Source organism: Gordonia sp. LMA167 (assembly GCF_058130025.1).
The window spans coordinates 6,523,644-6,544,384 of record NZ_CM176708.1 but is presented as its reverse complement, the minus strand read 5'-3'; the positions used below and the strand labels follow the sequence as shown (position 1 = coordinate 6,544,384).

The window sequence follows — 20,741 nt, the reverse complement described above, 5'->3', positions numbered from 1 at the left end:
AAGGCCTGATCAGAGCTGGTGCCGCTCCAGGAACGATTCGATCGCCGAGGCGAATACCTGGTTGTCGTCGCCCGCGACCATGTGACCGGCGGCGCTGACGTCGGCAACCTCGGCGTGCGGAACCAACTTCAGCATGCTCGCGATGCCGGCGTCACTGACGACATCCGACTTGCCGCCGCGAACGATCAACGTCGGGACGGTGACCTCACGTGCGGCCGCGGTCAGCCTCGCGGGGTCGGTGTGGCGGCGCGGCTCGTCGTCGTCGGAGCGGATGAACTCCGGATCCCAGTGCCAGTACCAGCGTCCGTTGTCGTGCTGCCGGACGTTCTTGCGGAGGCCGTCGAGATTGCGGGGGCGTTTGCGTTCCGGGTTGTAGGCGGCCACCGCGTCGGCGACCTCCTCGAGCGTGGCGAAGCCGTCGACGTGAGCGGTCATGAACTTCTTGATGCGGTCGATACCGGCCGGCTCCACGTCGACCACCACATCCACCAGGACCAGTGCCGTCGCGATGCCGGGATGTTCGCCGACGGTGCAGAGACTGGTGATGCCGCCGAGTGAGGCACCCACCAAGATCGGTGCCTTGTCCAGTGTCCGGACGAACCCGATCAGGTCTCCGACGAAGGCGCCGATCGCGTAGTCCTTGTCCGGCGCCCAGTCGCTGTCGCCGTGCCCCCGCAGGTCGAGGCTGTAGGCCTCATATCCGCGTCCGGCGAGCGCATTCGCGCTGCGATCCCACGAATGCCGAGTCTGCCCACCGCCGTGCAGGAGAACGATCGGCGATTCATGGTCGTGAGAGCGGTCGCCGACCCACTTATCACCGCAGATCTGCAGTCCATTGATCTCAAGCGAAATATTTTGTGCACTAAAGTCGACCATCTCTTGATCATAGGTGTCCCGATCTGGGACGGTCGAATATGTCGGAGATCCTGATAAGACAGGGCGAGAGTGCCGGGCAACGACGCGAGGAGCACCGCAACGATCGACAATCCCTACTACAGCCAGGAGTTCCACGGTGACTACGACCTGATCAGTATCGGGGAGTTGTCGCTGATGAGGGCGCAACCATCCCCGATTGCATCCTCGCGGTGGCCACCTTCGGTGAGCTCAACGCCGCCAAGGACAATGCGACCCTCATCCCGACCTGGTACTCCGGCACACACCAGATCTGGCGCGACGTGTACATCGGCCCTGATCATGCGCTGAACCCCGAGAAGTACTTCCTCGTCTGCATCGATCAGATCGGCAGTGGCCTGTGGGTATCCCCGCACAACGCCGACGGCGCCAACGCCGAGATCGCGATGTCGAAGTTCCCGCACATCCGGATCGGCGACAACGTCGTAGCCCAGGAACGACTGCTGCGGGAGCACTTCGATATCGACCAGCTTGACCTGGTGATGGGCGGATCGATGGGCGCCCAGCAGACCTATGAATGGGCCGTCCGTTTCCCGGACAAGGTGCTGCGCGCCGCGCCGATCGCCGGCACCGCGCAGAACACGCCCGGCGACTTCCTGCTCGCGGAGACGATGCGAGAGGCTATCCAATCCGATCCGCGCTTCAACAGTGGTGAATACAGCTCCAACGCCGACGTCGTCGACGGCCTCACCCGCCAGGCACACATTTGGGCCGTTGTCGGATTCTCCACAGAGTTCTGGAAGCAGGAGGGTTGGCGGTCCACGGAGTTTGAAACCCGCGAGGACTTCCTCGCCGGTTTCCTGGACCCGTACTTCACCGCGATGGACCCCAACGACCTGCTCACCCAGTCGTGGGCGTGGCAGCGCGGTGACGTTGCCCGGCACACCGGCGGTGACCTCGCCGCCGCACTGGCAGAATCACTGCCAAGACGTTCGTCATGCCGATCGATGAGGACCAGCTGTTCCGGTTCGTGACTGTGCACCCGAACAAGCACTCATCGAGGGCAGCGAACTGCGTGTCGTCGAGGACGTGCTCGGACACCTCGGCTTGTTCGGCGTCGCCCGACCTACATGCCGCAAATCGACCAGCATCTGGGTGATCTACTCGCGACGAAGGCGTGACATCAGGTCGGCCCAGTGGTTTCGCCGAATCAGTCGGCGTCTCGGACCCGCTCCACCGGTTCGTACACCCGATATCCGTGCCGCCCAACATCTCTCGTGCAGTACAGAGTCAATTTGAGCGGCAGTTTCGGTCGTCCGGCCCAGAGCGTGCGCCGGCCAGAATGGACGCTGTCTTCGTGTCCCCGATGCACACGCAGATCAGGAGATGAGCACCGCAGATCTCGAGGAGATTGCTTCGCTGCCACGCCGTCGGAGACTGCGCGACGCGGACGCGGTTGACGCCGAGCGGCCTCAGGCGGTCGACTCCACGTCGTCGTCCCAAACCCCCTGCTTCTCGAGCATCGCGACGAGTTCGTCGGCGCCGGACATGATGTGATCGCGCATGAGGTTCGCGGCGGCCTTGGTGCGGCGTTTGCGCATCGCCTCGAGGATCTCCGGGTGCGCGTGCATCGTGTCGTCGCTGTGGCCTTCGATCTCGTTGTAGAAGCGGTTCGGGAGCTGTTTGACGATGCTGCGCAGCATCAGCGCCAGGCGGCGCGAGTTGGCGGCCAGGTTGATGGTCCGGTGGAATTCGTGGCCGAGCGATACGATCGTGTCCGAGTCGGCCTTGCTCCGCACCGCGTCCTGATGCTTGTGCATGACGTCGTCGAGATAGTCGAGCTGGGTGGTGCTGATCTGCTTCGCGGCGCGGCCGCAGAGTTCGGCAGCCAGTTCGGCCTGGGCCCAGAAGATGTCGCGGACGTCCTGCCGGCTGAACGCGGCAACGACGAACCCGCGGCGGGGTACAAGCTCGACGAACCCTTCCCCGCTGAGCAGCAGCAGTCCTTCACGTACCGGCGTGTTGCTGACACCGACCGCCTCGGCGATCGGTTCGGTGCGCAGGAAGTCGCCCGGCTTCACCCGTCCGGAGATGATCAGTTCGCGAACATAGCCCGCCACATCTTCGGAAAGCTGCTGCTTGGGAGCACCAACGCGCGGGAGTGATCCAGCCGAGAAAGATTGCGTCGTCACAACCGGTCCTTTCAGCATCAAGTTCCGTACATTATGCCTCATCGGACTCCCTCGGGACGGCTCCGCGTGTGCCGAGGACGACCTGGGTAATCGCACCGCAATGGATAGTATATTGTGCATTGGTTCACAGCGGAAGTTCTTTCCTGGATCCGCGCCTCGGCAGCGAGCATGTCCACGCCAATCTTCCAGGGTGTGTGCGGGGCCGGAGACGGGAACACCCGCGTCGAGCGATGGCTCGGCGCGGGTGAACTCTGGGTCGGTCGACCGCGTCGCGCGGTCTCGACGGTGGTGGCCAGTCCGTGCGCGCCACCGATGCGCATCTTTGCCTAGCCCGTGCCCCTCCGCGCCTGCTCAGCGCGCGAGGTTGTGTTCTGCGCAACTTTATATATTATGCGTTGCAGCGATCACTATTGGGACAATTCCGGCGTACGGCCGGATTGAGAATTGGGAGTCGGTGTGCACACAGCACGATGGAGAACGGCAGTAGTTGGACTCGTTGTACTCATCCTCGCGACGGCAGGATGCGCTCGTGAGGCTCCCTCGGGCACTGTCACGCTGACGTTCTCTGACGGATTCTCGGCAACTCACCCGATCGGCAAGGGTGGGGCACAGCCCTTCTTGCGGTATCTGCGGGAGCATGGGCCGTCGGTGGGTCTCGACATCGACTACTTCGCGGCAGGGCAGCTTGGCACCGCCAAGGACGCTTTGCATCTGCTGCGTTCCGGCGCCGTAGATCTCGCGCCGGTCATCCCGGCGTATCTCGCCAACGAGTTGCCGATGTCGAGCGTCGGCGAGCTGCCCGGACTCGTCGAGGACACCTGCGCTGCTACCGACGCACTGATGCCGATGGTTCGTCCTGGCGGGATCCTTTATGCGGAGGAGGTCGAGCGCCAGGGCGTTCTACCGCTCTGGGGCGTTGCCATTCCTGGCTATGAGGTGTTCACGAGCGACCGACGAGTCACCCGTCCCGAGGATCTCCATGGTCTGCTGATCCGATCGTTCGGTGGAGTCGGCGACCGCGTGGTGAAGGGCCTCGGCGCGGCTCCGGTCCAGATCTCCGGTCCAGACCTCTACGAGGCGGTCGCACGCAACACCGTATCGGGCGCCGTCCTCACGACCATGAGTGTGACTCCTTACGGCCTGGAGGATGTGCTCCGCTACTCCACGTCGGGCGCCAACCTGAGCGCAACGACGGTCCTGTACTCGACCAGCCAGAAAGCCTGGGAGGGGCTCAATACCGCGCAGCGAGGTGTCCTGACGGACGCGTCGACGGTCGCTCAGAAGAGCGGCTGCGCCACCTTGACGAAGGTCTCGCAGGAGGCGATGGAGACGATGCGTAGCAGCGGTGTGCAGATCACCGCGTTGGCCGGAACCGACCGGCAGGCATGGGATGCCGCACTCGAACCGGTTCGCGAGCTCTGGGTCCATGACCTCACCTCCGTCGGTTTGCCCGCCGGGGCGGTTCTCAACGAGTTCGAGCAGCGTTTGAAAGGTGAGAACCGATGAGCGAGAGCATAGTTCACCCATTCCGGCAGGGCGCAGCCCGGCGGACGATGTTCGGTTATCGGACGTCGGACCACCCGACACTCGACCGCATTCAGAACGGCATCTCGGCGGTGTGCGGGGTGATCGCAGGCGCAGCCATTCTCACGATGACGATCCTGACAATCGTCGAGGTGTTCTCGAGGTCGGTGCTGTCCGCTCCGCTCGGGTGGTCGGTGTCGTTCATCGAGCTCTACCTGCTGCCGGCTGTCGCGTTCTTCGGCACGGTGACCGCCTATCGGAGCGGCGCCCATGTCGCAGTCGGCAGCATCTTCAACGGCCTGCGACCCATTTCGCGCAAACTTCTCTTGGTCACGGGATATCTGGTGGTGATCGTGGGGATGGTCGCACTGGGCTATCCGGGGCTGCAGGCGACCATCTTCTCCTTCACCACCGGCGAATCTCCGGTCCCCGGGTCATCCGAGCTCGTGATCCCGAGCTGGATGTGGCGGTCTATCGTGCCGGTGTCCATGACGGCAGGAGTGGTGATCGTGGCGATCGACTTGGGACGAGAATTACTCGCCCCGTGGTCGACGACGGCGACCGACTACGACCCGGGTGACAGGTCCGATCAGGTGGTAGACGAAGTCGCGGAGTTCGGGTCGTCAACATCGGCAACCGCGACCCAAACATCATCCGTACAAGCACAAGAACCGGAGGCGGTCCGATGATCGCGTTGCTGCTCCTCATCGTCCTCGTCGCCCTGATCATGATCCGGGTGCCGGTGTCGTTCGCGATCATGGCGTCCGGTCTGATCGGGCTGCTCATTCTCATCGGGGTGAAGCCCACCGAGGGTGTCCTCGAGGTGATACCGGTGACCTCGGTTCAGAGTCTGTCGCTGTCGGCGATCCCATTGTTCATCCTGATGGCGCACTTCATGTTGCTGTCCGGCATGGTCGACTCGATGTTCGACGCCGGCCGTGCCATCTTCGGCCGGACGCCGGGCGGAACCGGAATCGCTTCCACCATGGCCGGCGTCGGATTCTCGGCGGTCTCTGGGTCGTCGACTGCCGCCGCAGCCACACTGGCCAAAACGACCAGCGGACGGATGATCGAAGAAGGATACCGGCCGACCACCGCCACGGGGATCGTCGCGTCGGTGGGAACTCTTGCCGGGATGATCCCACCGAGCATCATCCTGGTGTTCTACGCGGTGACGGCGGAAGCGAGTGTCGGCGACCTCATCATCGCCGGGCTCGTGCCTGGCGTGATCATCGCGGTTGCTCTGCTGCTCACCATGTTCATCCCGATCCTGCGCGATCGGGCCAGTGCGCCGCGCGGGGAGCGATCGTCGTGGGCGGCGAAACTGCGGGCGACCATTCAGGCGCTGCCGGTGCTGGTCATCTTCGGCGCGGTGGTTGGTGCAATCTACTTCGGTGTCGCCACACCCACCGAATCCGCGGCGATCGGCTGCCTGGTGGCGCTGCTCCTGGTGATCGTCCGGCGCAGGATGTCATGGGTGGGATTCGTCGACGCTGTCGTCGAGACGGTGAAGTCGAGCGCGATGATCTTCGCCATCGTGATCGCCGCGCATGTGTTCGGCTATGCCTTCACCGAGACCAAGGCCGCCGAGTCGCTCGTTACCTGGGTCGGTGGGCTGGCCGTGCCCGCTCTCGTCATCATGGCCCTGATCACCTTGCTTTACCTGCTTCTCGGTTTCGTCATGGATCAGGTCGCGATCATCGCGTTGACGGTCCCGATCGTTCTTCCCCTGGTGGAAACCCTGGGATACGACGCCGTCTGGTTCGGCGTCTTCGTGGTCCTCATGGGTGAGATCGGATTGATCTCCCCGCCACTGGGGCTCAATGTGTTCGTCGTCGCGCGGTCTGCGGGACGTGACACGGTCGAGGTCTTCCGCGGCGCAGCGCCGTATGCGGCCGCGATGCTGGTTGTCGCCGTGGTATTCGTGCTGTGGCCGGAAATCGTTTTGTGGTTACCGAATTCGATGTAGAGATCGGAATGCCGGGCGGTGAAGGGGCGCCGGCCGGTGCCCTTTCATTGTGCGCCCAGCTGCGTCAGAGTCTGCGGCTCTCTGAGTTCGGCAACCGACGGTATCCACCTGAGCGTCGCCGCTCACGTTTCCGTTCGCTGGGCGTCGTCGCGCCCCAGATTCCGTACGCTTCCGGGCTTACCAGAGCGAACTCACGACACTGGCGTAGCACTGGACACTGGTTGCAAAGGTGTTTGGCGGCACGCTCGGTTGCGATGCGTTCGGTCGCGGTCAGGTCGGTCGAAGGAAAGAACAGCGATGGATCCGCACCTCGGCAGCGAGCATGTCCACGCCAATCTTCCAGGCTGTGTGCGAGGCCGGAGACGGGAACACCCGCGTCGAGCGATGGCTCGGCGCGGGTGAACTCGGGGTCGGTCGAACGCGTCACGCGCTCTCGACAACGGCGGCCAGTCCCTGCCCGCCACCGATGCACATCGTTACCAAGCCCGTGCCCCCTCCGCGCCTGCTCAGCTCGTGCATCAGCGTGGCCGTCATGCGCAATCCGGTGGCACCGATCGGATGCCCCAGTGAGATGCCGGAACCATTGACGTTAAGACGATCGTGGTCATGCCATTTCCAGCCTTCGAGCACCGCGAGGACCTGCACGGCGAATGCCTCGTTGAGTTCCACCAGATCGACGGTATCCAGGAGAGCGGCCGGAGAATCCAGTCCGGCACGCGCCGCCAGCTTCTCGACGGCTGGCACCGGTCCGATACCCATGCGTGCCGGGTCGCAGCCGGCCGCCGCCCAGTCGGTGACATAGCCGATGGGTTCGAGACCGAGTTCGTCGAGCGCATCCTCGGCGACGACGAGGCAGCCTGCGGCGGCGTCGTTCTGCTGACTGGCGTTGCCGGCGGTCACCGTGCCGTCAGGTGTGAGTGTGCGTAGACGGGCCAGCGACTCGGCGGTGGAGTCGGGTCGCACACCCTCGTCCCGGGAGACCACGACGGGGTCTCCCTTGCGCTGAGGGACCGAGACCTCGACGACCTCGTCGGAGAATCGGCCTGCGTCCCAGGCAGCGGCCGCGCGCTGATGGCTGCGCGCGGCGTAGGCATCGGCGGCTTCCCTCGTGATGCCGTATTCGGCGGCGAGGTTCTCGGCGGTCTCGATCATTCCGGAGATCTCCCCGAATCGCCAGACCGGTTGGGAGCGTTCGCGTCCGCGGTCGAGGCGGTCGTAGAGACTGACGTTGCCGGCGCGGGCTCCCCACCGGTTGGTGGTCGAGTAGTATTCGATGCGGCTCATCGACTCGACCCCACCGGCGAACACCGCATCGGCGGCGCCGGATTGCACCATCATCGCAGCGGTCGCCAGCGCCTGGAGTCCGCCGCCGCAACGACGGTCGAGCTGCATGCCGGGGACGCTGATCGGGAGGCCCGAATGCAGTGCGACCCAGCGTCCGACGCAGGGAGTTTCGGAATTCGCGTACGACTGGGCGAAGACCACGTCGTCGATGCGTTCGGGGTCGACGCCGGAACGTTCGACGACCGCCTTGACGACGGTGGCGCCGAGATCCTCCACGCTGACGTCGCGAAGCGAGCCGCCGAAGGTGCCGACGGGCGTGCGGGTGGGCGCGACGATGGCCGCGCGGGGAAGGGGTGTGCGTGTGCTGATCATGACTGTCCTCTGGTTCTCGGGTCTCACATGAACCGTCCGCCGGTGACCTCGAGCACGGTCCCGGTCATGTACGACGACAGATCGGATGCGAGGAAGAGCGCGACAGAGGCGATCTCGGCTACCTCGCCCGCCCGGTGCATCGGGATCTCCGACATCTTCTGGTCCCACGCCTTCTGCGGCATGGCCTCGGTCATCGCGGTGCGGATCAGGCCGGGCTGGATGGCGTTCACGCGGACGCCATGGTGGGCAACCTCTTTGGCAGCGGCCTTGGTCAGTCCGACGATCCCGGCCTTGGCTGCCGAGTAGTTGGTCTGGCCCACCATGCCGACCTTGCCCGAGAGCGACGAGAGGTTCACGATCGATCCACTCTTGCGTTCGCGCATGATGGCCGCCGCCTTGCGGGTGCCGTTCCAGGTGCCCTTGAGATGCACGGTGATGACCTGATCGAACTGGTCCTCGGTCATGGTGCGCATGGTGGCGTCGCGGGTGATGCCGGCGTTGTTGACCATCACGTCGACGGGGCCGAAGGCACCTGCAGCCGCGGCGAGCAGATTGTCGACGTCGTCTGAACTCGTGACGTCACAGCCGACCCCGACGCCGACAGCGGGACCACCGAGTTCCTTGGCGGCAGCTTCGGCTGCAGCGCCGTCGATGTCGCCGATCACGACGCGTGCACCTTCGTCGAGGAAGAGCTGCGCGATCGCGAAGCCGATTCCCTGCGCGGCGCCGGTGATCACGGCGGTCTTGTCGTTGAGGAGCGGTTCGGTCATGGGGTGTGTCCTTTCGGGGGCGGGTGGAGTGGTCTCGATACGCCGCTCACTTTGTTCGCGGCTACTCGACCAGCGGTTGGGGTGGAGTGGTCTCGATACGCGGCGGGCTCGCTACGCTCGCGCGTCGCTACTCGACCAGCGGTTGGGGGCCGCCGTATCCGCCGGATCGAGCCTGTCGAGATCGAGATCACCTGCGCACGTTGATGAATTACTTGTTCTTGGCCGCTCGGACCAGCCCACCGCCGATGATCAGGCGCTGGATCTCGCTGGTGCCCTCGTAGAGACGCAGCAGGCGTACGTCGCGGTAGATGCGTTCGACGGCGACTTCACGCATGTATCCGCTGCCGCCGTGGATCTGGACCGCGAGGTCGGCGACCTTGCCGGCCATCTCGGTGCAATAGAGCTTTGCCGCCGACGGTGCGATCCGGCGATCATCGCCCGTTGCGTACTTGCGGGCCGTCTCTCGGACGAGGGCCCTCCCGGCCATGACCCCGGTTTGCTGGTCGGCCAACATCGCTTGCACCAGTTGGAAATCCCCGATGGGGGTGCCGCCTTGCGTCGCGGTTGCGGCGTATTCCACCGATTCGTCGAGTGCCCGTTGTGCCGTGCCGACGGCCAGGGCCGCGATGTGTACGCGGCCGCGGGCCAGCGACGTCATCGCCGCGCGATAGCCGGCATCCTCGTCGCCGCCGACCAACGCTGACGACGGCACTCGGACGTCGGTGAAGTTGACGTCGGCGGTCCACGCGCCCTCTTGCCCCATCTTCTTGTCCTTCACGCCGACCTCGAGGCCCGGCGTGTCGGCGGGCACCAGGAAGACCGCGATTCCCGTGCCGGATGCATCGGCCGGCCGGGTCCGTGCGAAGACCACGAAGAGATCGGCGATGGGGGCGTTGGTGATGAAGCGTTTCTGCCCGTTGATCACCCAGTCGTCACCGTCGCGGACGGCTTTGGTGCGCAAGCCGGCCGGATTGGAACCCGCCCCCGGCTCGGTGAGCGCGAAGGATGCCACGACCTCACCCGAGGCGATTCGTTCCAGCCAGTCCTGCTTCTGAACATCGGTCCCGAAGTTGACGAGGACTTGGCCGGCGATGCCGTTGTTCGTCCCGAACATTGACCGTAACGACAGCGAGGTGTACCCGAACTCCATCGCCAGTTCCACGTCCTGGGTCAGGTCGAGGCCCAGACCGCCCCACTCCTGCGGGATGGCGTATCCGAAGAGGCCGATCTCGGCCGCCTGTGTGCGGAGATCGGCCGGAATCGCGTTCGTTTCGGAGATCTCCTGTTCGCGCGGGACGACCTTGGAGCGGATGAAGTCGGCGACGAGGTCATGGATCTGGTGGAAGTCCTCGTCGGAGACGGTGGACGGTTGTATTAGGGAAGTCATGGCCGAAGAGTATCAAAAATATAATCCGTAGACCAGATCGGATCATATGAACTGCACAGATGAGCGCACGACCAGCGTTTCCGGACAAAAAATTATCAAAAAAGTCATGCACGATCGATTGTCGCCGCGATAGGGTTGAGCGGTGCGAGGGACAGAGGGAAACAGCAGCGCTTCGGAGGAGCCGTCATCGGTCCTCAAGCAGATCGCGGCGCAGGAGATCCGTCGGCTGGTGTTCGGTGGCGGTCTGCGCCCCGGCTCAAAGGTCGATCAGGAGGCGATTGCCAGACGGTTGGGCGTCAGCAAGCTACCGGTTCGTGAGGCCCTGATCGCGCTCGAAGGGGAGGGGATCATTCAGGTGATCCCACGTCGAGGGGCGTACGTCGCACAATTGTCGCGGGAGGACGTTCGGGACCATTACTGGATGCTCGGGGCGATCTCCGGCCTCGCCGCCGAACGCGCGTCGGTGAACCTTTCCGACGACGAGCTCATCGAGCTGGATCGGATCGCGACGGCTATGGAAACAGGCGACGCCGCAGAGTCGAACGAGCGCCTGAACTTCGCGTTTCATCGTGTCATCAATCGCGGCGCGCGTTCCCGTCGCCTTGTTTCCGAGCTGAAGATGCTCAGCAGCGCGATCCCGACGGGGTTCTACGACGCCCACCCCGACTGGGTCGCCTCCGGGCTCCGCGATCATCGAGAGATCTTGGACGCGCTGCGCGCCCGGTCAGGGGGCATGGCCAGAGTGCTGACCGAGGGGCACTTTCTGCGCGGGGGCAATCAGGCTGTTGCTCTCCTCGAGGGCCGAGGATTCTGGGACGAGTGATTTGGCGAAGGTGACGATGCCCCGGTGAACCGGTGAGCTGCCGGGTCACCAGGTCGCTGCGCCGTGCAGAGTCTCCGACGGGGTCCGACCGAAGCGGGACCGATACTGTTGGGCGAATCGTCCCAGGTGGAAGAAGTGCCATCGGTTGGCGATCTCGCTGACCGAAAGTCCCCGTCCGGCCGAGAGATCTCGATGTGCCCCGTCGAGACGGACAGCCCGGATGTAGGCGCTCGGAGTCATCCCGACCTCTCGCTGGAATCCGGTCTGCAGAGTGCGAGCCGTGATCCCGAACGACTCGGCAAGCATCACGATCGACAAGTCGTCACGCGCATGGCAGTCGATGTGGTCCATGACATCTCGGATCACCTTGTCGGGCCGGCGTGGCACGTCACGAACGAGTTCCGCGGTCAGGTTGCTCCGTGCGACGAGCAGGACCTGCGTCATCAGTGCCGATTCGAGTTCCCGCTGCACGGCCGGCATGGTCGCCAGCCCGCCGTCGGCGGCCAACTGGGAGTAGTAGAAGGCGACCGATGAGCACAACGATCGTCCCGCGGCAGAATCCAGCGGGAAGGTGAGGTCGAAGTCGATCGTCGACGGTGTCGTGTGCCCGACGAGTCGAGCTGCATGTTCCTCGAAGGTGGTCCGTGTCAGCTTCATGTGGTACTGCGCGCAATCCCCGCTCCAGTCGATCAGCACCGGGGCGTCGGGGCCGAAGACCACTCCCGCACTGCCCTCATCGGTGGAGAAGGACGCACTTCGGTCGTTCTGGGCGACGGTGCAACGACCCGACACGAGCAGATTCACGTGGTAGCAGTCGCGCATCGCGGGACCGTCGATATGAGCAGGTACCCCGTAGGCCATCCGCCCGACCGTCACCCGTTCGGTGGTTGCCGAATCGAGTCGGAAGCGCACCTGGTCATCGCTGTCGAGTGCCAAGTCGTGGACCGCGAAGGTGTCCTGGACGTGCTCATGCGCCAACCCGGGATCGGACGTGGTGAACGTTCGATGGACCGCGGGTGCGGCACGAGTCAGGAGCGGCATACAAACCTCCCGCTCGGTAGGTGACGGTCATCACAGCCCAGTGTGGCACAGCATGGCGCACGGTTGTCAACGCATTGCGGATGAAGCGTTACGCATTATGGACAAGATTTCGCTTTGGGGACATCGCGCTCGCATTGCGGATTGTGGGGCTCGTCACGCTCTCCTAGCGTGGCCGTACCCGATGTCGGAGAAAGAGATTGGAGCGACATGACCAAGTCCGCACCTGAAGTGGAGCGTGAGATCGTGCCGGGGCAATGCCCCCGCTGCCAAGCGGTGGATCTTGCTCGCTACGACGCCGTCAGTGAGTCGGGATGGGTCCGCGTCACGAAATGTCAGGCGTGCCTGTTCTCAGTCGATCGGACGCCGGCGAACCGCCTGGGTCCGATCACCCTACTGGTCGATCTCGTCTGATCGACGTGCTCGAAACAGAAACCACGATGAAGGGACAAGTCGAATGATTGCCGTAGATGTAGGGGGAACGTTCACCGATGTCGTCGGCTGGCGTGACGGACAGATCCTGACCACCAAGGTCTCCACCGCGTACGACGACGTCGCCGCGCCAGTCCTCGCCGGTGCAGCCCGTCTCGGTGTCGAGGACTCGACGGTCTTCAACCACGCCAGCACGCACGGACTCAATGCGATCATCACCCGCAACCTGCCGAAGATCGGATTCCTCACCACCGAGGGCCATCGAGACATCCTCGACATGGGGCGGGTCTGGCGACCGGCCGACGCGATCCTCAATCCGGGGTGGCGGCGCAGCTTCGGTGATGCCGCGCGCCCGCTGGTCGACCGGTACCTCCGCCGCGGGATTGCCGAACGCATGCTCGCCGATGGCGCGGTCCTGTTCGACCTGGACGAGGACCAGGCGCGCGCCGAGATCGAGGTCCTGCGTGACTGCGGGGTCGCGGGTGTGGCGATCTGTCTGATCAATGCCTATGTCAACCCCGCACACGAGCAGCGCCTGCGGGAGCTCGTCGTGGAGATCATCGGCGACGTACCCGTCTCCATCTCCAGTGAGGTCTCGCCCCTGGCCAAGGAGTATGCGCGGGCCTCGACCACCGTGGTCGATTCCCTCATGAAAATCATCTATGCCGACTACTCCCGCCGACTGGACACCGGACTGCACGACCTCGGATTCTCCGGCCAGCTCAACTTCGCCGACTGCGCGGCGACGCTCGTACCTGTCGAGCATGCGATGGCCCGGCCATTCCGAGTCGTGTTCTCGGGGCCCGCCGCAGGGACCGTGGCCTGCGCCCACTTCGGATCACTGATCGGCGAGAAAGACCTTCTTTGTGCCGACGTGGGTGGCACGTCCTGTGACATCAGTGTGGTCACCGCGGGCGAGCCGTTTGTGAACACCTCGTTCGAACTCGAGCACGATCTGGTGGTCAATGCCCTGGCCAACGACATCTCCAGCATCGGCGCCGGCGGTGGAAGCATCGTCCACATCGGTACTCACGGTGAGATCCTGGTCGGTCCGGACAGCGCTCGTGCCGAACCCGGGCCGGCCTGCTTCGACCGAGGCGGAACACAGCCGACCACCACCGACACGGCCTTGATGATCGGCATCCTCGACCCTCAGGGCTTCGCCGGCGGGGAGGTTGCCATCGATCGGCAGCTGTCGCGCAGAGCATTCGAATCGCTCGACTGTGACCTGTCGTTGGGCCGGCGAGTGCGTTATGCCTACGAGATGGCCGTGCACAACATGGCCGAAGGTGTCTTCAACGTCGCCATCAAGAACGGTGTGGACCCACGCGACCACAGCCTCATGGCTTTCGGCGCCGCCGGCCCGATGTTGCTGCCCGCCGTCCTCGACGCCGTGCAGTGCAAGCAGGTGATCATCCCGCCCAGTCCCGGACTCTTCTCGGCACTCGGTCTCCTCTCTGCCGATCAGGTGTTCGCGGTGCAGCGCAGTGCCTACCTGATGCTCGACGACTCGCACGCAGCACAGATCGACCAGATCTTCGCCGAACTCGACGCCGAACTCCGCGAACAACTTGGCGGCGCGACAGAGGTCGAGATCCATCGGAGCATGGACGCACATCTCGTCGGCCAGAGCTGGGACACCCCGTTTGTCCCCGTCCCCGACGGAACATTGGATGCCGCGGCGATCGCGACGATGGTGGCCGCATTTCACGAGACCTACGAGGGCCGTTCCGGCAACCGTTTCGAGATGATCCCGGTCGAGGGTGCCACCTTCCGTGTCAGGGCGGTGTTGCGTACCGACAAGGTCGAATACCCGCAACTGCCTGCGCGAGAGGGTGAACCGCTGGTGCCAAGCGGTACGCGAGTGCTGCGCTTCCTGGGTGACCTCGGCGAGGACGAGGGCGGTGAGCAGATCGCGAACGTTTATGACCGCGCGTCACTGCGTGCCGGAGATGTCCTGAGTGGGCCCGCGATCGTCAACGAAGGTCTGTCCACCACACACATCGGTGCCAGGCAGCACGCCATCGTCGGAACCTACGGCGAGATCGTCATACGGAGGAACAACGCATCATGACCAGCACACTCGAGCCAACGCAGACCACGGGCATGGGCAACGCCACCGATACCCTCGAGCGGAAGATTCGGGACCTGTCCGACGCCGACTTCGAGACGCGCTATCACTGTGACCGATTCACGGCATCGGTGATCGGTAATCGACTGGACTACATCGTCGAGCACATGTCGACCGGCTTCATGCGAGAGGCATTCTCGCCGATCATTCGTGACTGGTACGACTTCGCGTGCACCATCACCGGGCCGCCGGAAGCCGACTATCCCATGGCGGTGGTCAGCAACAGTCTGATGGTGTTCCTGGGCACCATGGGCGACGCGGTCCGCAACACGGTGGCCGAGTACGGTCCGCAGAACCTCAGGCCCGGGGATGTACTGATCTGCAACGACCCCTACCGCGGCGGGCGCCACGTCAACGACGTCGCCTTCATCCGACCGGTGTTCCGAGGCGAGGCGCTCGTGTCGTTCGTGACCATGTGCGCCCATCAACTCGACATGGGTGGCACTGTCCCCGGCGGATTCTCGGCCACCAAGACCAATGTGTACGAGAACGGTTTGGTCCTCCCGCCGATGCTTCTGTGGTCCGGTGACGAACCCGTGCGCTCCGCCTTCAGCCTCATCTTCGACAACACGCGATGGGGCGGAATGCTGCTGCCGGACTTCAAGAGCATCCTCGGCCAGCTCAAGTTGGGAGAGCGTCTCGTGCTCGGCAACATCGAGCGCTACGGTCTCGACGCGTATTTGGGAACCCTGACGTATGCCTGCGACAGTTCTGCCGAGAAGATGGGCGACGCCATCGAGGCCATTCCCGACGGTGACTACCACGGGACGGCTCTGATCGATGCCGACGGACTCGACGAGAGTATCGAATACCGTGTGCAGGTCGGGCTGCGCAAGCGGGGACGAGACATCGAGATCGATCTCAGCGGCACCTCGCAGCAAGCGCGTACATGCATCAATTGTGGTGTGCTGGATGCCAAGACATCGGTCGGTGTGGCCTTGACGATGCTGCTCGACCCGAGCGTGCCGTTCACCTCGGGAACGTGGCGCAGCATCGACCTGCTCACCCCGCCAGGCACGATCGTCTCCTCGCTTCCGCCGGACGGTGGGATCATGATGTTCTGGGAGTCGTCGGGTGCCGTGGTGTCGGCGATCTTCGACGCCCTCAACCCGGTACTCGGTTCCCGCGGCGTCGGCGGCGACTACGGGTCCACCAACACCCACAACGCTTCCGGGGTCACCGATGCCGGACTCCCGTGGACGAGCGCCACCCAGTGCGGCGGCGAGCACGGTCCGTGGGGCGCCACCGCCGAAGGGGACGGCGACAGCTACACGGTGTTGTTCACGCTCAACAATCTCGACCCCGCGACCGAGACCATCGAGCACGACTCACCGGTGGTGGTCCTCCGCAAGGAGCATGCGATCGACACCGGCGGCGCGGGTCGGCACCGCGGTGGCGCGGCCAATCTCAAGGACACCCTGTGGCTCACCGCCGCCGAACAATATCTCTCACCGTTCCGGACGAAGGAGCCGAGCGGGGTGGGGGCCAACGGTGGGCAGGCCGGACCGAACGGCGCGATGTGGCTGTTCCCGCCGCAGGAAGACGGTTTCGCGATGCGGGCAACCGACGACTCGGCCTACCACGACAGTGTGCCCGTCGCAGGTGTTCTCCACCCCGACACCAAGTGTGTGGATCCCGAGCACGGTAGCTATCACTACTTTGCGTCGCAACGGGTGTGGCGCACCGAAGCGAAGACACTGTTGCGGTGCCTGACCAACGGTGGCGGCGGTTGGGGAGACCCGAAGACCCGTGATCCCCAGGCAGTGTTGCGAGACGTGCGCAACGAGTACGTGAGCATTGAGGCGGCCGCGCGCGACTACGGCGTGGTGGTCCTCGGTGATCCGCACCGCAAACCCGAGGAACTCCGCATCGACACCGAGGCCACGGCACGACTCCGTGCAGACCAGACGGGAGGAGAAAGACGATGAAGGGCATAGTGTTCGCCGGCGATGCAACCGCGGCGCTGCAGGAGTTCCCAGAACCCGAACCTGGGCCTGGTGAGGTGGTCGTCGCGATCCGCGCGTCCGGGATGTGCGGCAGTGACCTGCACTTCTATCACGGCAGCTTCGAGTTCGATCACTCGGTGATCCAAGGACACGAGCCGTGCGGTGTGGTGCACACGCTCGGACCGGGTGTGCCCGATTCCCTCATACGCGTGGGTGATCCGGTGATGATCCACCATTACTGGGGGTGCGGCATGTGTCGGCGGTGCCGTGCGGGGTGGCCGCAGATGTGCGAAACGGCACCCGGAACCACCATGGCCATCCATGCCAACGGCGGTCATGCCCCGTACGCGGTGGTCCCGGCGAGCACATTGCTGCCGATGCCGGCCGGCCTCTCGTTTCGAGCAGGGGCGGCCATCGGCTGTGGTACCGGAACCGCTTGGGGTGCGATCAAACGTCTCGGCGGTGTCGAGGACACCGTGACCGTCGTCATCGGGCAAGGGCCGGTTGGACTCTCGGCGACCATGTTCGCCGCCTCGATGGGGGCCACGGTGATCGCGGTCGACATCGACGCGGCGCGACTTGCGCAGGCAAAGCGATTCGGGGCGGCACTCGTCGTGAACTCTCGTGAGGAGAACCTCGCCGAGATCGTCGCCGATCACACCGGAGGACGGATGGCGGACGTGGTGATGGAGACATCCGGCCGTGCGAGTGAAGATGCGTTGAGCGTGCTCGGAACCTTCGGGCGGGTGTCGTTCACCGGACTCCCGGGTCGTGTCGGGTTCACCACCCAGCAGATCTACAAGAAGCAGTGGACGATCATGACGTCGTGGACGATGTCATCGATCGAGCAGGCGCGTGCAGCCGACTACGTTGTCGCGCATGATCTTCCGGTGGACGACCTGTACTCGCACACCTGGACGATCGAGCAGGCCTTAGAGGCCTATGCCTGGTTCGACAAGCAAGACGCGGGCAAGGGCGTCTTCGAGTTCGCCGAGTAGGCGATCCCCAGCGCGCACAGCGCAGCGACCGAGACAGAACAGTGACGGAGACAGAACGGTGACGGAGACAGAACGATGACACTGACCACCACCCACCAGCTTCCCGCCTTCATCGGCGGCGACAAGACCAACTTGATCGGCGGGCAATGGCTGCCCGCCGCGTCGGGGAACACGATTGACGTCATCAACCCGGCGACGGGCGGGGCGTTGGGAACGATCGCAGCGGGCGATGCCGAGGACGTCGACCGCGCGGTGAAGGCCGCACGAACCGCGTTCGACGGTGAATGGAGTCGCTGGACCCCGCACGAGCGTCGCAAGTTGCTGCTGCGCGTCCACGATGTGGTGTTGGAGAATTTCGACGAGCTCGCCATGATCGAGACACTCGACATGGGTGCCCCGCTGTCGCGGACCAAGGGGTTGCGCGAATGGACCTCGCAGGTGTTGCAATTCTTTGCATCTCAGACCGGAGCGGGAGCCGTCTCCGCCCCGCCCAATTCGCTTCCCGGGCAATTCCTCACGCTCCGCTCGCTTCGCCCGGTGGGTGTGGTCGGCGGGATCATCCCATGGAACGGGCCGCTCATCGGGCTGTGGTGGATCTTCGGACCTGCCCTGGCAACTGGTTGTACCGCAGTTCTCAAGCCTGCCGAGGACGCCTCACTCTCTGTCCTGCGAGTGGCGGAGCTGATGACGGAAGCCGGTGTCCCGCCGGGCGTGATCAACGTCGTCACCGGCTACGGGAAGGACGCCGGTGCAGCACTGGCCGAGCATGACGGGGTCGATCGGATCGCATTCACGGGCTCGGTGGGTACCGCGCAGACGATCGTTCGCGCGTCGGCGGGAAACCTCAAGCGGCTGCAGATGGAGCTTGGTGGGAAGTCGCCCGACATCGTCTTCGCCGATGCCGATCTCGACAAGGCAGTACCGGGGGCCGCGATGGGTGTGTACACCAACAGCGGGCAGGTGTGCGTTGCCGGGACGCGCATCTTTGTCCAACGTCCGATCCACGACGAGTTCGTCGAGCGTATCGCCCAGTTCACCCAGACGATCCGCGTGGGCGACGGCCTCGATCCCGACACGCAACTCGGCCCGCTCATCAGCGGACGCCAACTCGACCGCGTGTTGCGTTATATCGACGTCGGCAGCGGTGAGGCGGAACTCATGGCGGGGGGACGCCGCCTGCAGGGTGAGGGGTCCGGGGGATTCTTCATCGAACCAACGGTGTTCGCCGGCGCCACCAATGACATGACGATCGCGCAGGAAGAGATCTTCGGGCCGGTGGCGACGGTCATCCCGTTCGACACCGAGGCCGACGCGGTTCGCCTGGCGAACGCGACTCCCTATGGCCTCGCGGGCGGGTTGTGGACCGAGAGTGTGGGCCGTGCGCATCGTGTGTCGCAGGCCATCGACGCCGGGACGGTCTGGGTGAACTGTTACGGCATCCTCGACCCCGCGATCGGCTTCGGCGGCACCAAGATGAGCGGATACGGATGGAAGGGCGCGCGCGACCACGTCGAAAGCTACCTCTATCCCAAGGCCGTCTACATGAACATCGGCGAATAGCGGTCTGGGCCGATAGATGTGGCAAATGTCTCATTTGTCGGCGCAGGCGGATCTTTGTATCGCCGACAACGATGTCATCGCAGATCAGTGCGCACGGGTCGTCACGAGAACGTCATTCCGCGAGGTCGTCGCCATTTCGGGAGTGCCTTGCACTGATGTGGTGACGTCTGCGAACCTCGGGTGGCGCGCGGCGCGTGAAACGCAAAGCCAAAGCCCGCGCAATACAAACGAAACACCACAACAGAACACGGCATAGATGCCGATTGAGGGAAAGGATCAACGCAGATCGTGATAACTCAAACAGCAACTAGACCAGTAGATGTCTATCGCACGCGTTTGAACGAGGCCGGCCAGATCGAGCCGCGGCCCCATCCGACGGTCTGGGGTGACACGTCGGGAAGCGGGCCACTGTCGTCAGAGCAGCTGTCGGCGTACGACGCTCGTGGGTACCACACCGCGTCGAATGTCTTGAGTGATCGGGACATCAGCGCATGTATGAACGAAGTCGATGTCATCACCGAGCGGCTCGGGCGTGACGAACGCGTGGTTCGCGAGTCGTCCTCCGGTGATGTGCGGTCACTCTTCGCGGTGCATCAGCTCAGCGACGTGATCGCCGAGATCTGTGCACGTGAAGAGATCGTCGGGGTCGCACGGCAGATCCTCGATGACGATGTCTACGTCCACCAGAGTCGGATGAACCTGAAGCCGGGCTTCGCCGGTGGGCCGTTCTATTGGCACTCGGACTTCGAGACCTGGCACGCCGAGGACGGGATGCCGAAGCCGCGAGCTCTCAGCGTATCTCTCGCGCTGACACCGAACTACGAGTACAACGGCGCGCTCATGATCATCCCGGGCTCGCACAAGAAGTTCCTGACCTGCGTCGGCGAGACGCCGGGGGACTACCACCGGGAGTCGCTGACCTCGTATCGGCCGCCGTTCGGCACGCCGGAGGAGACTGACGTCACCGAACTCGCCGAAGAGCACGGCATCGACATGGTCACCGGGCCGGCGGGATCGGCGCTGTACTTCGACTCGAACTGCATGCACGCGTCGTCGGGCAACATCACCCCGTTCCCGCGCAGCAACCTGTTCGTCGTGTTCAACGCGAAGTCGAATGCCATCGGCGAGCCGTTCGCGGCCGATCGACCGCGCCCGGATTACCTCGCGCACAGGTGATCTGACTTTCCTCCGGTCCCTGAGGGGCCTCGCGAGAACGGGCGATGCACTCGGTCCCTGAGGAGCCTCGCGAGGAACGGGCTTGCGTCATCCCTTTCGGTCCCTGAGGAGCCTCGCGAGGAACGAGCGATGCGTCACGAAGGGCCGCCCTTCGTGACGGTCCTGCGCTGGCGCTCCGGACCTCCTCAGGGATCGGGGTGACGGTCCTGCGCTGGCGCTCCGGACCTCGTCAGGGACCGGTGAATGGCTACACACGCAGAACTCCCACTTACACGCCATGCTTTGGG

The 20,741-nt window shown here is 64.4% G+C and carries 16 protein-coding genes and 1 pseudogene; 10 read left to right on the top strand and 7 right to left on the bottom strand.

Annotated elements, in window-relative coordinates; genetic code table 11:
• Positions 1–9 precede the first annotated feature (9 nt).
• Positions 10–876 (bottom strand): alpha/beta fold hydrolase, encoded by an 867-nt coding sequence (locus ACVT6V_RS29380; protein ID WP_489897570.1) that lies wholly within the window; start codon positions 874–876, stop codon positions 10–12.
• A gap of 102 nt (positions 877–978) precedes the next feature.
• On the opposite strand from ACVT6V_RS29380, the pseudogene ACVT6V_RS29375 reads away from it, so the two are divergent.
• A pseudogene (locus tag ACVT6V_RS29375) lies at positions 979–2,033 on the top strand (alpha/beta fold hydrolase).
• 291 nt (positions 2,034–2,324) lie between these two features.
• On the opposite strand, the gene ACVT6V_RS29370 reads toward ACVT6V_RS29375, so the two are convergent.
• Positions 2,325–3,044, bottom strand: coding sequence for a GntR family transcriptional regulator (locus ACVT6V_RS29370; protein WP_489897569.1), 720 nt, complete (start codon positions 3,042–3,044; stop codon positions 2,325–2,327).
• A 456-nt stretch (positions 3,045–3,500) separates the two neighbouring features.
• Between ACVT6V_RS29370 and dctP the strand changes: the two genes are divergently transcribed.
• The 3 genes from dctP to ACVT6V_RS29355 are packed head-to-tail and all read left to right on the top strand — an operon-like array spanning position 3,501 to position 6,537.
• Positions 3,501–4,550 (top strand): TRAP transporter substrate-binding protein DctP, encoded by a 1,050-nt coding sequence (gene dctP / locus ACVT6V_RS29365; RefSeq protein ID WP_489897568.1) that lies wholly within the window; start codon positions 3,501–3,503, stop codon positions 4,548–4,550.
• Positions 4,547–5,257 (top strand): TRAP transporter small permease, encoded by a 711-nt coding sequence (locus tag ACVT6V_RS29360; RefSeq protein ID WP_489897567.1) that lies wholly within the window; start codon positions 4,547–4,549, stop codon positions 5,255–5,257. Before dctP ends, ACVT6V_RS29360 begins: the two co-directional genes overlap by 4 nt.
• Positions 5,254–6,537, top strand: coding sequence for a TRAP transporter large permease (locus ACVT6V_RS29355; protein WP_489897566.1), 1,284 nt, complete (start codon positions 5,254–5,256; stop codon positions 6,535–6,537). The genes ACVT6V_RS29360 and ACVT6V_RS29355 overlap by 4 nt, the downstream gene beginning before the upstream one ends.
• A 64-nt stretch (positions 6,538–6,601) precedes the next feature.
• Here ACVT6V_RS29355 and ACVT6V_RS29350 read toward each other — a convergent pair whose 3' ends face one another.
• From ACVT6V_RS29350 to ACVT6V_RS29335, 4 genes are all read right to left on the bottom strand, one after another.
• Positions 6,602–6,964 (bottom strand): WhiB family transcriptional regulator, encoded by a 363-nt coding sequence (locus ACVT6V_RS29350; protein WP_489897565.1) that lies wholly within the window; start codon positions 6,962–6,964, stop codon positions 6,602–6,604.
• Complete coding sequence (locus ACVT6V_RS29345) at positions 6,961–8,193, bottom strand: acetyl-CoA C-acetyltransferase (RefSeq protein ID WP_489897564.1); 1,233 nt, start codon at positions 8,191–8,193, stop codon at positions 6,961–6,963. Before ACVT6V_RS29345 ends, ACVT6V_RS29350 begins: the two co-directional genes overlap by 4 nt.
• 23 nt (positions 8,194–8,216) lie before the next feature.
• Positions 8,217–8,963, bottom strand: coding sequence for a 3-oxoacyl-ACP reductase FabG (gene fabG, locus ACVT6V_RS29340; protein ID WP_489897563.1), 747 nt, complete (start codon positions 8,961–8,963; stop codon positions 8,217–8,219).
• Between the two features lie 208 nt (positions 8,964–9,171).
• A complete protein-coding gene (locus ACVT6V_RS29335; RefSeq protein WP_489897562.1) occupies positions 9,172–10,350 on the bottom strand; it encodes an acyl-CoA dehydrogenase family protein in 1,179 nt (392 codons plus the stop codon).
• A 142-nt stretch (positions 10,351–10,492) separates the two neighbouring features.
• Between ACVT6V_RS29335 and ACVT6V_RS29330 the strand changes: the two genes are divergently transcribed.
• Complete coding sequence (locus tag ACVT6V_RS29330) at positions 10,493–11,173, top strand: GntR family transcriptional regulator (RefSeq protein WP_489897561.1); 681 nt, start codon at positions 10,493–10,495, stop codon at positions 11,171–11,173.
• Between the two features lie 45 nt (positions 11,174–11,218).
• Here the strand turns inward: ACVT6V_RS29330 and ACVT6V_RS29325 are convergent, their stop codons facing one another.
• Positions 11,219–12,214, bottom strand: a complete 996-nt coding sequence (locus ACVT6V_RS29325; RefSeq protein ID WP_489897560.1) for an AraC family transcriptional regulator — start codon at positions 12,212–12,214, stop codon at positions 11,219–11,221.
• 454 nt (positions 12,215–12,668) lie between these two features.
• Here ACVT6V_RS29325 and ACVT6V_RS29320 point away from each other — a divergent pair, with 454 nt between their 5' ends.
• The 5 genes from ACVT6V_RS29320 (at position 12,669) to thpD (ending at position 20,454) form a co-directional block, all read left to right on the top strand.
• Complete coding sequence (locus ACVT6V_RS29320) at positions 12,669–14,717, top strand: hydantoinase/oxoprolinase family protein (RefSeq protein WP_489897559.1); 2,049 nt, start codon at positions 12,669–12,671, stop codon at positions 14,715–14,717.
• Entirely contained in the window at positions 14,714–16,702 is a 1,989-nt protein-coding gene (locus ACVT6V_RS29315; RefSeq protein ID WP_489897558.1) for a hydantoinase B/oxoprolinase family protein, read from the top strand. The genes ACVT6V_RS29320 and ACVT6V_RS29315 overlap by 4 nt, the downstream gene beginning before the upstream one ends.
• Entirely contained in the window at positions 16,699–17,718 is a 1,020-nt protein-coding gene (locus ACVT6V_RS29310) for a zinc-binding dehydrogenase (RefSeq protein WP_489897557.1), read from the top strand. The genes ACVT6V_RS29315 and ACVT6V_RS29310 overlap by 4 nt, the downstream gene beginning before the upstream one ends.
• Before the next feature lie 75 nt (positions 17,719–17,793).
• A complete protein-coding gene (locus tag ACVT6V_RS29305; protein WP_489897556.1) occupies positions 17,794–19,278 on the top strand; it encodes an aldehyde dehydrogenase family protein in 1,485 nt (494 codons plus the stop codon).
• Positions 19,279–19,566: 288 nt separating this feature from the next.
• On the top strand, positions 19,567–20,454 hold the full coding sequence (gene thpD / locus ACVT6V_RS29300; RefSeq protein WP_489897555.1) for an ectoine hydroxylase: 888 nt from the start codon (positions 19,567–19,569) through the stop codon (positions 20,452–20,454).
• Positions 20,455–20,741 lie beyond the last annotated feature (287 nt).

Excerpts from the sequence above, each read along its gene's own strand:
- ACVT6V_RS29315 (WP_489897558.1), top strand. The coding sequence starts at position 14,714 with ATGACCAGCACACTCGAGCCAACGCAGACCACGGGCATGGGCAACGCC.
- fabG (WP_489897563.1), bottom strand. The coding sequence starts at position 8,963 with ATGACCGAACCGCTCCTCAACGACAAGACCGCCGTGATCACCGGCGCC.
- ACVT6V_RS29380 (WP_489897570.1), bottom strand. The coding sequence starts at position 876 with ATGGTCGACTTTAGTGCACAAAATATTTCGCTTGAGATCAATGGACTG.
- ACVT6V_RS29305 (WP_489897556.1), top strand. The coding sequence starts at position 17,794 with ATGACACTGACCACCACCCACCAGCTTCCCGCCTTCATCGGCGGCGAC.
- ACVT6V_RS29355 (WP_489897566.1), top strand. The coding sequence starts at position 5,254 with ATGATCGCGTTGCTGCTCCTCATCGTCCTCGTCGCCCTGATCATGATC.
- ACVT6V_RS29335 (WP_489897562.1), bottom strand. The coding sequence starts at position 10,350 with ATGACTTCCCTAATACAACCGTCCACCGTCTCCGACGAGGACTTCCAC.
- ACVT6V_RS29310 (WP_489897557.1), top strand. The coding sequence starts at position 16,699 with ATGAAGGGCATAGTGTTCGCCGGCGATGCAACCGCGGCGCTGCAGGAG.
- ACVT6V_RS29320 (WP_489897559.1), top strand. The coding sequence starts at position 12,669 with ATGATTGCCGTAGATGTAGGGGGAACGTTCACCGATGTCGTCGGCTGG.
- ACVT6V_RS29325 (WP_489897560.1), bottom strand. The coding sequence starts at position 12,214 with ATGCCGCTCCTGACTCGTGCCGCACCCGCGGTCCATCGAACGTTCACC.
- ACVT6V_RS29345 (WP_489897564.1), bottom strand. The coding sequence starts at position 8,193 with ATGATCAGCACACGCACACCCCTTCCCCGCGCGGCCATCGTCGCGCCC.
- ACVT6V_RS29360 (WP_489897567.1), top strand. The coding sequence starts at position 4,547 with ATGAGCGAGAGCATAGTTCACCCATTCCGGCAGGGCGCAGCCCGGCGG.